Below are 14008 nucleotides of genomic sequence, written 5' to 3' on the forward strand. Positions count from 1 at the left end.
AGGCGCCCCTACCGCCGGACCCTGTGGTCCTGTGCGGAAGGGGCGCCTCTGCGTTCAGTGCGGTGCCGGGGTTACCAGTTCACACCGGAAGTGGTTTCGACGTTCAGCCACGGTCCGGCCGGGACGTCGGCGCGGTCAACAAACCGCCAGGAGACGTGATCTCCGCTGCCGTCCAGCTCGGCAAAGCCGAGGCAACCGTTCAGCGCGGGAGAGACGTCCATTCCCGCGCCTTGGGTGCCGTCGGCGGAGAAGTCGGTGTTGGCCGGGCGGGCGTCGGCTGCTCCGAAGACATAGTTCGCGTCGTGGTATTCGGAACCGCTCGAAGGACCTGCATCTTCGATCTGTCCGTAGCAGACGTTGCCGTTCGGTCCGGTCATCTGCACCCAGCGGTTCTTCATGTATGAGTAGCTGCCGTCCGCACAGTGGTCAACGCCGGTGGCGGCGTTGTCCGCAGCGGCCCAGGGGATGACCTGGCAGCGCTGCTGGAACGCGACGCTGTCATTGACATCGTCGTAGGGCAGGTCGAGGTAGAACGGGTTTTCCAGCGGCGTGGGCTGGTTCTTGGGGAAGTACCCGTTGGAGGCATCCCGTGCTTCGGTAGCGCAGGTGAACGAGCTGCCGGAACCGGAGCTCACGCCGTCACAGCCGCCGTAAATGCTGCCGGGGCAGCCTGAAGCCGAATCGGGAGTGGTGCCGGCATTGATCCCGGTGTGCTGGAAAGCCCACTGTCCGTTGTACGTTGAACAGACCTGGGAACCGTCCGCGAGGTTGGCGTTAAAGATTTCGCCCACCCAGAAAGTGGTGCTCACGACGTTGGTGTGCAGCGGGTACTTGGCGGCAGCCGGTGCCGCCGCAGGGGCAGCAGCTGCCACGGCAACGGTGGCAGGAGCTGCAGGAGCTGCTTCCGGCGCGGTGACCGCAGCGGGTGCAGGTTCCTCCGCGGGGGCCGCAGCCGGGGCCGAACTGGGTGAGGGTGATGCCTTCAGCGTTGCCGGCGCCGCTTCTGCGCTGGCCGATGAAGGACTGCTGGAGGCCGACGGGCTGGGCGCCGGTTGGGCGGCGCAGCCGGCGGTCAATACTCCGACAAGGAGGATCAACACAGCCATGATTGGGGTGGTCATGTGTTTCATTTTTTTTATGGGATACATATCTGTTGGGGACATTAACAGGGTTGGCAGGTGCCCTTCGAGGGCACGCCAAGTACGGGTCATGACCGCCAGATTGGCGCAGCCGTGGCCGCGCCCAAAATTCGTTGCTGTTATGGAAAACAGCTGCGCCGCTTACTCCCCAGAAGCAGCCAGCGGGACCGTCAGGAGACCCGTGGAGACCGTTAATACGCGCTCCACTTTACACGGACGCCTGTGAGTAGCCTGAACGGGCCAGCGGGAGGCGGTCCGGGATATTCGAGTAGTCACTACTCACGCCAGGGGAAACAGTAGCTAGGTAGCGTAGGACTTGCTAATGCCGGCAGGGGGTTGGGGGCGGTCCGGAAACTTCACGCTCCGCGGCAAGGAATCGACGCAACCATGGACGTTTGGGCAGCAAATTCACCTTTCCCCCAAGTCATTCGCGTGGCCGAATTGCGGGCGGCAATCGACGAACTCTCCGGCTCGGGGAGCTCTGGCGTAATCGTGACGGGGGCTGCCGGGTCGGGCCGGACCAGGCTCCTTACGGCCGCGGCCGAGGCGCTTTCCGGGCAGCTGACCGTTATTGCCCACAACATTCCCGAGTCCTGCCGCCGGATGAAGTTCGGCATCGGCTGTGTGCTGGCGCCCGCCATGCCCGCCGGGTTCAAGGTGTCGCCGCTGACCATTGTCAGGGCTTGCCGTGATGCCCTGCGGAGCCAGGACCCCGGAGCAACCGGGATCCTGATGGTGCTGGACAATGTGGACCACCTGGACAGCGCGTCGCTGTGGGTACTGAACCAGCTTCTCTCGGAACCGGACGTCAAGATGCTGGCAAGCCACCGTTCCGACCGGCAGCTGCCGATGGAACTGATGGAATCGGTGGTGGCCCGGCAGTTGTCCGTCGTGACGCTGGAGGAACTGACGCTGGAGCAGCTCCGGATCTTCCTTGAGCACCGCTTGCCCGCCCGGCCCTGCCGCAGCCTGGTGCGCGACATCCACGCCGCCTCCGGCGCCAACGCGTTAACGGCCAGCTGGCTCGTCGAAGAAGCTTTGGCGGGCGGCCGGATTGTGGAACATGACGGCAGCTGTGCCATGGTCCGTCCACCGCTGCCCGGGGAAACGCGGCAGTTTGACCTGGCCCGACGGCGGATTGAGGCCCTTCCGCCGGTCCAGCGCCAGGTGGTTGAATTCCTGGCAGCAGCTGATCCGGCTCCACTGTCCGTCCTTGCCAGGGCGGTGCCGCCTGAGGCGCTGGCTGCATTGGAACAGCGCCATGTGATCCGCCTTCAGATCAGGAGCGACGGCGGGGCGGACGTCACCCTGAACCACGAGGTGGAGGCCAGCGCCGCCCGGCATTTTCCCGGGGAGGTGAAGCCGCTGGTGATGCAGGACAAAGCTTTGGCCGGGTCCGGCCCTTCGGGGGAAGAATCGCTGTGGGATCTCCTGCGTCGGGTGGAGGGCGCCCTGGATGCCGGGACGGCTGTCCCTGACCTGGATCTCCTGGCTGTGGCCACCACTGCAAACAACCTTTATGACAGCGGGCGGGCGCTGCGCGCTGCCGAAGCCGTCAGGGCGCCCGAGCTCCAGCTGATGGCACAGACGGAGGCGGCGCGGGCGATGTTCCATTCCCGCGAGTACGGCAGGAGCGCGGAGTTGCTCGGGAGCCTGGTGGAAACGACGCCGGCGGTGCTCAGTATTGAGTTCGCCCGCGCGGTGGCATTGCTTCTGCAGGCCTTGATACCGACGGACCCCGGCCGCGATGCGCTTAACTCGGTGCTCGACAGGGCGAGGCGGCGCCTGAGCCTGGCGGCCGCCGCATCGGTTGGCGATACGGCCGCCGACACTTACCAGAACGCCGTCCAGGACGAGTTGGATGTCCTGCAGCTGTTTCTGGAGTCACGGGAAGGGAACTTTCCCAGCCCGGGCGGAGAGCTCTTCCAGCGGCTCTGCCCCGAAGGGTTCTGCGAAGCCGGACCCGCTAATCCGGACGACGCGCCGGGAACCCACGCCGGCATCCTGCTTCTGGCGCTGGCCTCGCAGGGACTGTCCGTGCGGGGTAAGTCCGCTGACGCCATCGCACTTTCCACCCGGGCGCTCAACGCCGTGGAACGCCTGCCGCGGTGCAGCGTCGATTTCCATTCCACGGTGCTCACCATCCATGCAACCAACCTGGCGAGGCTTGGGCAGTCTCCGGCCGCCCTGGCCGCGGATGAACGTGCCGGCACCAGGTGGATGGGCTACCCGGGAGCGCCGCTCCAACTTTTCCGGGCCATGATGTTCTGCCGGCGCGCCGCCACTGGCCTTCCGGCCGCCCGCCTGCCCGGTACGGGCGGAAGCGCAGCCGGTGACCCGGATGACCTGCTGGCTCTCACCCTCGGAGCGCAGGCCACTGCCGAGTGGCTGGCCTGGGACCTGGCACAGGTGCCCGGCCACGCGGCTGCGCTGATCAGCGACCGGCCTGCCGACGGGGACGTGGCGGCAAAGCTGGCGGAAACCTACGCGTCCGTGGCACGCCCGGCCGTTACCGGGGCCGCAGGTCCGCCCCCGAGGACGCTCCGGAAGCCTGCCAGTGCGCCCGGCGGCAGCAGCCGGGGCCGCCGGGCACTTGAACTTCTGAACCTCGGAGTGACGGCACGGCCTGAGAACCCGGGCATGGAGCAGGCAGCCGACGGGGCCCCCGAATGGCGATGGTCGAGTGACGGAAACAGCGGGCCTGTGGCGCGTGAGCCCCTTCCCGGTGAAATGGCGCGTGAGCCCCTTCCCGGTGAAATGGCGTCCGGACGGAGCGCGGCCCGGACATCGGGCGGGCCGGCGAAGAACCCGCTGGCTGTGGCCGATCCCGCCAAGCTTTCCCAGCGGGAGCGTGAAGTGGCCGTGCTTGTTGTCTCCGGCATGGGAAGCGCACTCGTCGCGGCGGAACTGGGGATTGCGGTGAACACGGTGAATGCCCACCTGCAGAGGATCTACGGCAAGCTTGGGGTTTCCCGGCGCCAGGAACTCGCCGAACTGTGGAAGAGCCTGGACAGGGCAGGGCAGTGATTCCGGACGCGGAACCCGCGCCGGTCAATAGTGGGACAATTGAGGAGAAGCACCGCGGACCCAAGCGGTGTGCCTGGCCGCGGCACTGAGCTGAGGGCAGGTTTTGCCTATCAAGGAGCTCCAGTTTGGTCATGGTATCCACTCCCGCCACCGCAGATACCCAGGTCGCGCTCAGTGAAGTCGAGGTCCTGCGTATCCGCAACGACTTCCCGGTCCTTGATCAGGAAGTCAACGGCAGGCCCCTCGTGTACCTGGATTCCGGCGCCACGTCGCAGAACCCCAGGAGCGTGCTCGAAGCCGAGCAGGAGTTTTACGAACTGAGGAATGCGGCCGTACACCGCGGCGCCCACCATCTGGCCGTCCAGGCCACCGATGCGTTCGAGGACGCGCGCGCAACCGTGGCCGGCTTTGTGGGCGTTGCGGAGGACGAACTCGTCTGGACCGCCAATGCCACCGCCGGGCTGAACCTCCTTGCCTACGCCTTCTCCAATGCCAGCGTCGGAACCGTTGCGGGTGAGGCCGACCGGTTCGCCCTCGGCCCGGGGGACGAAGTGGTCGTGACGGAGATGGAACACCACGCGAACCTGATTCCGTGGCAGGAGCTCTGCCGGCGCACCGGCGCCACACTGAAGTTCATCCCCATCGACGACGACGGGGCGTTGCGGCTTGATGAGGCGTCCCGCCTTGTCACCGGGCGCACCAGGATCCTTGCCTTCACGCACGCGTCGAATGTGCTTGGAACCATCAACCCGGTGTCCGAGCTCGTGCGGCTGGCACGGGAAGTGGGCGCCCTGGTGGTACTGGACGCCTGCCAGTCCGCACCGCACCTGTCCCTGGACTTCAAGGCCCTCGATGTCGATTTCGCCGTTTTCTCCGGCCACAAGATGCTGGCTCCCACGGGTATCGGCGGCGTCTACGGCAGGCGGGAACTCCTGAACGCCATGCCTCCGTTCCTCACCGGTGGCTCCATGATCACCACCGTGACCATGGAAAAAGCGGAGTACCTCCCCGCGCCGCAGCGGTTTGAGGCAGGCACGCAGCCCATCTCGCAGGCGGTGGCGCTTGCGGCCGCTGCGAACTACCTGCGCGAAACCGGCATGGAACGCATCGCCGGCTGGGAAGCCTTCCTGGGCCAGCGGCTGGTCCGCGGGCTGAGCGCCATCGACGGCGTCCGCGTTGTGGGGCCGGCGGCAGGCGTTGAACGGCTGGGCCTGGCAGCCTTTGACGTTGCGGGTGTGCACGCCCACGACGTCGGACAGTACCTGGACAGCATGGGTATCGCCGTGCGCGTGGGGCATCACTGTGCGCAGCCGCTGCACCGGCGGCTGGGCCTGACTGCCACCACCCGGGCGAGCACTTACCTGTACAACACCACCGACGAAGTGGACCTTCTGCTCGAGGCTGTGGCGCAGGTGCGGCCGTACTTCGGTGTAACAGGCGCGGGGGTGTCCAAGTGAGCGCGTTGGATGCGATGTACCAGCAACTGATCCTGGAGCATGCAAAGGCCCGCAGCGGTTCGGACCTGACACCTGCCGAAGCCGCGGCCATGCCGGACCAGGCGGGCGTGGGTCAATGCCATCAGCTCAATCCGGTCTGCGGTGATGAAATAACGCTCCGCCTTGAGCTGGAGGCGGCCGGTATGCAGCCGACGGTGAAAGGCGTCCACTGGCACGGAGAAGGCTGCGCCATCTCAATGGCCTCGGCCTCCATACTGAGCGAACTGTCCGAAGGCGCATCGCCGGCGGAGCTGGAAGAAATGATCGGCCACTTCCGGGAGCTCATGCGATCACGCGGCCGGATGGAGCCGGACGAAGAAATCCTGGGCGATGCGGCGGCCCTGGCTGGCGTCGCAAAGTATCCGGCCCGGGTCAAGTGCGCCATGCTGGCGTGGGTGGCTGCCGAGGATGCCCTGCGGCAGGCCGTATCCACCAGCCGCTAGGCGCGGCCGGCCGTTAGGTGCGGCCGGCGTCCGGCTGCTCGTCATCCGACAGCGTCGAGTGGTGCTGCACGTAGTCCTCGATGGCATGCTCGGGGACCCGGTAGGACCTGCCGAACCGGACCGCCGGCAGGTCGTGCGCCTTGACGAGCCGGTACACGGTCATCCGCGAGAGTCGCATGACTTCTGCGACCTCGGAAACTGTGAGGAAACGGGTATTGGAAAAACCTTCAGCGGCCACTGTTCTCAGCTCTCCTGGGACGTAGTTCAATCCTGAGGACGTACTTGAATCCTGAGACAAACGTCGCTGAGCCGATCGCCGATCTTACTGCTACTTTATGGCATGGTGAGCTTGATGTGAAGAGCGCACTGCAATGGGGAAAAAGACAAGTAGTGACTACTCTAGTGGCGTTCGGGGCGTCCCAGTAGCCTCTAAATATGGCCGATATCCAGGACGACAGTGAATGGCGTCAAACGCAGCACAGGATTCGCAGGGCGGAAATTGTGTGCGTTTTGGCGCTGGTGGTACTCACAGTGCTCACCCTCATTGCCGGCTTCTCGGATTTTGTCCGGTAGCTCCGCAGGACCGGGTATCAGCAGCAGTACAAACAAAAACTCCGGCAGGTGGGGACCAGCCGGAGCTTTGATTGTGTAGTGAAATAAAAGATTAGTGGGGAAATGCAAGAATTACCCACGCGATAAGCCCCAATAGGGTTAGGGCGAAATATAACGACCAGTTTTTATGGTCGTTTTTACGGTGGCTGCCGTGCCAAACCCGTTCCATATCGTTCGCATCCATAGCAAGAATCTATTGCTTATCACGATCAGATAACAGCGTGGCGCCCACCTCAATTAAGCCCCGGCATACTCCATTTTGGATGCCGAGTACTCGAGTGCCCGGAGGCCAGGCGGGCTGGCCGTCCCGGCTGGCCGATATCGGCCAGCCGGGCAGGCAGCTACGCGACCAGGCCGGCGATGCCGATCGCAGCCGTGGCGGCACCCAGCACCATGGAGACGGACACCAGGACCACGTGCACCGTCAGGAACTTCGTGGCCTTGCCTGCCGCGTCACGGGCCCGCGGATCCTTCATGACGCGGCGCAGGAACTGGGGCCAGACCACCAGCGACCAGACGCCGGCAATGATCAGGACCCAGGCAAGTGCTACCGGGAGCTGCACGGGACTAGTGGCTTTCCAGCCAGGCCTGCGCCTGCTGCGACTGGATGTTCAGTGCCTTGCCCACCATGGGCTCGGCAGCATCGGCGATCTTGCCGCCAAGGAACGGCACGGAGGACGTCACGCTGCCTTCAAGCTCAACGCGGGTGCTGCCGCCGTCGGCGATAAGCCGCTGCACAGCGCTCACGTCCAGCGGGGCGCCGGCAATCTTCAGGCTGATGCTGCTCTGCCGCGAGCCGTCCGCAGCGGGCGCTTCCCACGTCTCAAGCTGGGTTACGGTGAGGCTGTCGCCGACGAACTTGCGGGCAATCTCCGGCAGCCGGGTGGTGGGCAGGGTGCGCACCGACGTGGTGCTGAAAACGCCGGCAACGTCGCCGTCGACCTTGAACGATTCAAGGGTTCCGCCGACCAGTTCACTGGTGTGGCGTTGGAAATCTTCATTGGCGAACACCGCCGCTACGCGATCGACGCTGTGCGGCAGGGTGGTGGAAGCACTCAGTGCCATTGTTCCTCCATTGGGTTGGGGGTATGGGCCATGGTTTTTTGCCTCACACATCCTACGGTGTGAGCCCCGCTGACTCCGATTCGGCGGCCTCCAGCTTTTGCGCTGCGGCGGTGATGTTGTGCGACATCGCGGGAAAGATGACGCTGTGGAACGGGAGCACGGCAAGCCAGTACAGCCGGCCGCTGAGGCCTTTCGGGAAGAAGATGGCGCGCTGCCTGTACCGGCTGCCGGCGCCGTCAGGCTCCACCGACAGCTCCAGCCAGGCACGGCCCGGGGCGCGCATCTCGGCCCGCAGCCTCAGCAGGCGGCCGCGGTCGATCCGCTCGGCACGCCACCAGTCCACCACCTCGCCCTCGGCAAGCAGGTGCGGGTGCCTGCGGCCGCGGAGCAGCCCGGCTCCTCCGGTCAGTTTGTCCAGCCAGCCTCGGACCCGCCACGCCAGCGGCAGCGAGTACCAGCCGTTCCGGCCGCCGATGCCCTCGATGATGGTCCACACGTACTTGGGGTCCACCGGGCTGGAATAGCTCCGCTCATCGACATACACACGGTGTCCGGACCAGTCGGGGTCGCTCGGCAGCGGGTCCGCGTCCACACCGGCGCTGGCCCAGGTGGTTTCCACCTGGGCGTCGCGTTCCTTGCCCAGGGCAAGGGCCACGGCGCGCCTGTACGGAGTCAGGCCGCCTTCAGGGACCGGGATGTACTGGTCGATGTCGTGCTCCCTGGACACGGCGTCGTGTTGCAGCGACTGGACCAGCGGCAGGGACATGGACAGCGGGATCGGGGTGGTCAGGGCTACCCACAAGCCAGCGAGTTTGGGCGCGGGAACGGGCAGCGCCAGGACCACGCGGTGCGGCAGTCCCGCCTCGGCAGCGTACTCCTGCATCATTCCCGCGTAGGAGAGCACCTGCCGGCAGCCGATGTCGAAAGTGCGGTTGATGGGCCCTTCCAGGGATGCGGCGGCGACTAGGTAGTGCAGCACGTCGCGGACCGCGATGGCCTCGATCCGGTTCCGCACCCAGCTCGGCGCCGGCATGAGGGGGAGGGTCTCCGAGAGGTGCCGGATCATCTCAAAGGACGCCGACCCGGATCCGATCACGACGCCGGCCTGGAATACCACCGCGTCCACCGGACCCGTGAGGAAGACCTTGCCGACGGCTTCGCGGGACCGCATATGGGTCGAGAGTTCCGCGCCTTCCGGGTGCAGGCCGCCGAGATAGACGATTCTCGCCACGCCGGCGTCGGCTGCGGCCTTGGCCGCGGTCTCCGCCATCGCCTTCTCCTTGGCCTCGAATCCGGCGCCCGCCGCCATCGAGTGGACCAGATAGTAGAGCACGTCGACGCCGTCCAGCGCTGCCCGGAGCACGTCGCCGTCGTCCAGGCTGCCGCTGACCACCTCGACCTGTTCCAGCCACGGCACGCCGGCGATTTTGGCCGGCGTCCGGACAACCACTTTCACGGTATGCCCGGCCTCAAGGAGCCGGGGGACCAGCCGGCCGCCGATATAGCCGGTGGCGCCGGTGACAAGCACGGTCTTGGGGGTGCCGTTCATGTGGATCTCCTCGGAACGTTGCTGGACAGCGTCAATGCAAAGCCAGCTTAGCAATCCAAGTTTTTCCAAAGGCCACTGATCAAAGCTGGGGCCATCCAGTGAACCGAGCAACCACGTTGAGGGGGGAGCCGGTATGAACTCGATGGAGGAAAAGATCATGGCTAAACATCGCAAGACCCGAAAGGGGGACGGCATGGCCCATCCACAGGGCTCAGCGGCCGGTGTGACCCGCAAAGTCACAGCCGGCGCGCTGGCCCTGCTGATTGGGGCCGGGGTTGTCCCGTCCGTGCTGGCGCCGGCGGTTTCCGCGGCTCCGACAGGCCAGGGGTTCACGCTCAACGCCGGTGATATGCGGTTCATTCTCAAGCAGATCAAGATCGCTGAAAACCACGCAACGAAGGAAGACGCGCAGGGGAACGACGTTCCCGGCCAGGCGCTGCTGGGCAACGGGCCGAACCAGATTGCCAGCCCCCTGCTGCCGTATGGCCTGCGGACCGTGGACGGAACGGACAACAACCTCGTGGCCGGCCAGGAGCACTACGGCTCGGCCAGCCGGGAATTTCCGCGCCTCTCGGACCCGGAATGGCGCACTTCGTCAGGCGGACAGAACTACGAGTCCGTCAACACCAACGTCACCGACAACGGGCCGCGGTTCGTCAGCAATGTGATTGTTGACCAGACCGTGACGAACCCTGCCGCGGTGGCTGCTGCCGGCAAAGCCCACCGCACGGTAAACGACAGTCCCACCGCTGTTCCGTGCGTCAGCGACGGTGTCCCGGAGAACTGCGTGCCGGCCGGCGAAACCCTCGACATTCCCAACGTCACCACCGATTTTGGTCTGTCCCCGCCGTACAACGGCATGTTTGCGCTCTTTGGCCAGTTCTTCGACCACGGCATCGATTTCACCAAGAAGACCAAGAACTACGTCATGATGCCGCTGTCGCCGGACGATCCGCTGTATGTCCCCGGCGGCCGCACCAACTTCATGCTGCTCAACCGGGCCGAAAACCAGCCCGGTCCCGACGGCGTCCTGGGCACTGCCGACGATGTGCAAAACGGCACCAACACGGACTCGCCATGGGTGGACCAGAGCCAGACCTACTCCTCGCATTCGTCCCATCAGGTCTTCCTGCGCGACTACACGCTGAACGCGAACGGCGACCCCGTGTCCACGGGCGAGCTGATCGAAGGCGCTCCCGGCGGCATGGCCACATGGGCGGACATCAAGGAACAGGCCCGGACGATGCTCGGACTCGAGCTGTCCGACGTTGACGTGGCGGACATCCCCAAGCTGGCCACCGACCAGTACGGACGGTTCCTGCGGGGGCCGAACGGTCTCCCACAGTACGAGACGGCAACCGGCCGTGTGGAGGGAAACCTCGCCGCCCCAGTGGCGCCGCCCGCCAACGTGGAGCGCATCGGCATCGCGTTCCTGGATGACATCGCCCACACCGCGGCACCGTTCAACTCGCAGACCGGCGCCCCGCTGCAGCCGGACGGCGACGGCGACGTCAACGACGTCAACGTGCCGCGGCCGGCCGGCCAGTACGACGACGAGATGCTGGACAAGCACTTTGTCGCCGGCGACGGCCGCGTCAACGAAAACATCGGCCTGACTGCCATCCACCAGGTGTTCCATTCCGAGCACAACCGGCTGGTGGGCTACATGGAAGAGCTTGTCACGTCGCTCAACCTCGACCTCAATGAGTGGAAGCTCCCCAACGGCGAATGGAACGGTGAACGGCTGTTCCAGGCTGCCCGCTATGTGACGGAGATGGAATACCAGCACATCGTGTTCGAGGACTTCGCCCGCAAGATCCAGCCCGGTATCAACCCGTTCAATGTCTTCACGCAGTCGGACACCGGCATCGATCCGGCAATCCATGCCGAGTTCGCCCACGCCACCTATCGCTTCGGTCACTCCATGCTGACGGAGACCGTGGACCGGAAGACCAACGACGGCACCGACATCGGAATGCCCCTCCTCGATGCATTCCTTAACCCGCCGGCGTACTACTCCAGCCCCAGCGGCACACTGACGCCGGAGCAGGCAGCGGGCGCGATCGCGATGGGCATGACGGACCAGGTGGGCGCCGAACTCGACGAGTTCGTCACCGACACCCTGCGCAACAATGTCCTGGGCCTGCCCCTGGACCTCGCGTCGCTCAACATTGCCCGCGGCAGGGAAACGGGTGTCCCGTCACTGAACAATTTCCGTTCCCAGCTGTACAGCCAAACGGGTGAGTCCTCGCTCAAGCCGTACACCAGCTGGGTGGATTTCGGCCAGAACCTGAAGCACCCTGACTCCGTGGTGAACTTCATGGCTGCCTACGGCACCCACGGAACCATTACGGCGGCCACCAGCATCGCGGACAAGCGCATTGCGGCCCAGCGGCTGTTCGACATGGACATCGCGGATCCCGCCACGCCCGCAGACGCCTACGACTTCGTCAACAGCGCCGGGGCCTGGGCAGCACAGCCCTCCGGCCTGGACAGCGTTGACCTCTGGGTAGGCGGCCTGGCCGAGTACCAGAACCTGTTCGGCGGCCTACTGGGATCCACGTTCAACTACATCTTCGAACGCCAGATGACGGATCTGCAGGACGGCGACCGGATGTACTACCTGTCCCGCACCTCGGGCCTGAACCTGCGGACCCAGCTGGAAGGCAACTCACTGGCCGAGCTGATCATGCGCAACACCGATGCCTCTGCCCTCAAAGCCGACGTCTTCGGAGTGGCTGACTGCGAGTTTGAACTCAGCCGCATTACCGCCAGCACCGGCAACTCCGTGGCCGATGACCTGGCCTCCGCCTGCGACGAATCCGCGCTCCTGATGCGGATGTCCGACGGCACTATCCGGTACCGCGTCAGCAATACGGTGGACCGGGCCGGGCTCAACGCCCAGTCCACGTTCAACGGGACAGCCCTGGGAGACCGGATCTGGGGCGGCATCGACAACGACACCTTCTGGGGCAACGACGGCAACGACATCATCGAAGGCAACGACGGTGCGGACAGCGTCCTGGGCGGTGACGGCAACGACCGGATCACCGACTCGCACGGGGACGACGTCCTCAAGGGCGGCAACGGAAATGATGCCATCGACTCCGGACCCGGACTGGACATCATCATGTCCGGTGAAGGCGATGACTTCTCCAACGGCGGCCTCAACGGCAACGAAACATTTGCCGGCGAAGGCAATGACCTGGTCCTTTCCGGTGACGGCCCCGACGCAGTGTTCGGCGGCGGCGGTGACGACTGGCAGGAAGGCGGAAATGCCAACGACCTCCTCCAGGGCGACAGCGGCGCACCCTTCTTCGACGACATCAACGCACCGGGCCATGACGTCCTGATCGGTGATTCCGGCGAAGACGACTACGACGCTGAAGGCGGTGACGACGTCATGGTCGCCGGCCCCGGCATCGAGCGCAACCACGGTGTATTCGGCTTCGACTGGGTCACGCACGCCCGCTCCGTCGAAAAGGCCGACTCGGACATGCGGCAGATCATCGTCGACGGACCGAACGCACTCAAGGACCGCTTCCTCCTCGTCGAAGCACTCTCCGGCTGGGACAAGGACGACGTCCTCCGGGGCGACGACGAAGTGCCGTCAGAGCCGAACACCGAGGTCAACGTTGAGGGCCTGACCAACGAGCTCGATGCCGCCGGCATCGCCCGCATCAACGGCCTGGCTGCCCTGCTGCCCGCAGGCGCCACCACCTTCGGCGCCGGCAACATCATCATCGGCGGTTCGGGCAGCGACGAGATCTGGGGCAACGGCGCCGATGACATCATCGACGGCGACAAGTGGCTCAACGTCCGGCTCAGCGTACGCGACGCCCAAGGCGCCGAGACGAGGACGGTGACCACCCTTTCGGAGCTCCAGGCGGACATCATGGCCGGGAACATCGATCCGGGCAACGTCGAAATCGTCCGGGAGATCCTCTCCACGCCGGGAGCCGGTGACATCGACACCGCCGTGTTCTCCGGGGCAATGGACGAATACGACATCAGCACCGTCGACGGCGTGACCACCGTGGCCCACACGGGCGGCACCGGCGACGACGGCACGGACAGGATCACGAACGTTGAACGCCTGCGGTTTACCGACCAGACGGTGAATCTCACAGCACCCGTGGTCCAGGCTCCGGCGGCTCCGGTAATCGGAACGGCCGTGGCGGGAGACGCGTCAGCAACTGTGGCCTTCACCGCACCGTCAGGCGGGTCCCCGGCTGAATCGTTCAGCGTGGAAGTCCGGACCGGCACCACCGTGGTCCGGACCATCGACGACGTTCCCGGAAATGCCACCAGCCACCAGGTCACCGGCCTGACAAACGGCACGGCATACAACTTCCAGGTGCGGGCGGTCAACGCGGCCGGGGAGAGCCCCTGGTCCGCCCCGTCCAACGAGGTGACGCCAAGGGTACCGGCTTACGTTCCCCCGGCAGTCTCCCCGTTCACGGATGTGCCCACGGACCACACCTTCTACCGGGAAATCGCGTGGCTGGCTGACCAAGGCATCTCCAACGGCTGGCCCGGTGCCAACAACACCGCAACCTTCCGTCCGGCGGAGAACGTCAATCGGGACCAGATGGCAGCCTTCCTTTACCGGATGAGCGGCACCACCGATTACACGGCACCTGCGGTCTCGCCGTTCACGGATGTCCCCACCAGCCA

At 65.4% G+C, this 14008-nt stretch carries 10 protein-coding genes; 5 read left to right on the forward strand and 5 right to left on the reverse strand.

From position 1 onward, the window contains the following. Window positions 1–71: 71 nt before the first annotated feature. Entirely contained in the window at window positions 72–1121 is a 1050-nt protein-coding gene (locus J2805_RS19965; protein ID WP_309979359.1) for a hypothetical protein, read from the reverse strand. Window positions 1122–1526: 405 nt separating this feature from the next. Here J2805_RS19965 and J2805_RS19970 point away from each other — a divergent pair, with 405 nt between their 5' ends. From J2805_RS19970 to sufU, 3 genes are all read left to right on the forward strand, one after another. Beyond that, complete coding sequence (locus J2805_RS19970; protein ID WP_309979360.1) at window positions 1527–4166, forward strand: helix-turn-helix transcriptional regulator; 2640 nt, start codon at window positions 1527–1529, stop codon at window positions 4164–4166. 125 nt (window positions 4167–4291) lie between these two features. Continuing rightward, the gene (locus J2805_RS19975; RefSeq protein WP_309979362.1) at window positions 4292–5623 is read left to right on the forward strand and encodes a SufS family cysteine desulfurase; all 1332 of its coding nucleotides are present in this window, start codon (window positions 4292–4294) and stop codon (window positions 5621–5623) included. 14 nt (window positions 5624–5637) lie between these two features. Further along, on the forward strand, window positions 5638–6105 hold the full coding sequence (gene sufU / locus J2805_RS19980; protein WP_309979404.1) for a Fe-S cluster assembly sulfur transfer protein SufU: 468 nt from the start codon (window positions 5638–5640) through the stop codon (window positions 6103–6105). A 13-nt stretch (window positions 6106–6118) separates the two neighbouring features. Here the strand turns inward: sufU and J2805_RS19985 are convergent, their stop codons facing one another. After that, on the reverse strand, window positions 6119–6343 hold the full coding sequence (locus J2805_RS19985; protein ID WP_309979365.1) for a helix-turn-helix domain-containing protein: 225 nt from the start codon (window positions 6341–6343) through the stop codon (window positions 6119–6121). Between the two features lie 197 nt (window positions 6344–6540). Between J2805_RS19985 and J2805_RS19990 the strand changes: the two genes are divergently transcribed. Next, entirely contained in the window at window positions 6541–6678 is a 138-nt protein-coding gene (locus J2805_RS19990) for a hypothetical protein (RefSeq protein WP_309979366.1), read from the forward strand. A 380-nt stretch (window positions 6679–7058) separates the two neighbouring features. On the opposite strand, the gene J2805_RS19995 is transcribed toward J2805_RS19990, so the two are convergent. The 3 genes from J2805_RS19995 to J2805_RS20005 are packed head-to-tail and all read right to left on the reverse strand — an operon-like array spanning window position 7059 to window position 9331. Then, window positions 7059–7280 carry an SCO4848 family membrane protein gene (locus tag J2805_RS19995; protein ID WP_309979369.1) on the reverse strand — a complete coding sequence of 74 codons (222 nt, stop codon included), beginning with the start codon at window positions 7278–7280 and terminating at the stop codon, window positions 7059–7061. 4 nt (window positions 7281–7284) lie between these two features. Beyond that, complete coding sequence (locus tag J2805_RS20000; protein ID WP_309979370.1) at window positions 7285–7782, reverse strand: DUF2505 domain-containing protein; 498 nt, start codon at window positions 7780–7782, stop codon at window positions 7285–7287. Window positions 7783–7834: 52 nt separating this feature from the next. After that, a complete protein-coding gene (locus J2805_RS20005; protein WP_309979372.1) occupies window positions 7835–9331 on the reverse strand; it encodes an SDR family oxidoreductase in 1497 nt (498 codons plus the stop codon). Window positions 9332–9488: 157 nt separating this feature from the next. On the opposite strand from J2805_RS20005, the gene J2805_RS20010 reads away from it, so the two are divergent. Next, a partial coding sequence (locus tag J2805_RS20010) for a peroxidase family protein (protein ID WP_309979374.1) occupies window positions 9489–14008 on the forward strand: 4520 nt, incomplete at its 3' end.

It is taken from the genome of Arthrobacter oryzae, assembly GCF_031454875.1.
GTDB classification, from domain to species: Bacteria; Actinomycetota; Actinomycetes; order Actinomycetales; family Micrococcaceae; genus Arthrobacter; species Arthrobacter oryzae_D.

Coding starts and splice junctions, on each gene's coding strand:
- J2805_RS19965 (WP_309979359.1), bottom strand. CDS start 1,121: ATGACCACCCCAATCATGGCTGTGTTGATCCTCCTTGTCGGAGTATTG.
- J2805_RS19970 (WP_309979360.1), top strand. CDS start 1,527: ATGGACGTTTGGGCAGCAAATTCACCTTTCCCCCAAGTCATTCGCGTG.
- sufU (WP_309979404.1), top strand. CDS start 5,638: ATGTACCAGCAACTGATCCTGGAGCATGCAAAGGCCCGCAGCGGTTCG.
- J2805_RS19990 (WP_309979366.1), top strand. CDS start 6,541: ATGGCCGATATCCAGGACGACAGTGAATGGCGTCAAACGCAGCACAGG.
- J2805_RS20000 (WP_309979370.1), bottom strand. CDS start 7,782: ATGGCACTGAGTGCTTCCACCACCCTGCCGCACAGCGTCGATCGCGTA.
- J2805_RS20005 (WP_309979372.1), bottom strand. CDS start 9,331: ATGAACGGCACCCCCAAGACCGTGCTTGTCACCGGCGCCACCGGCTAT.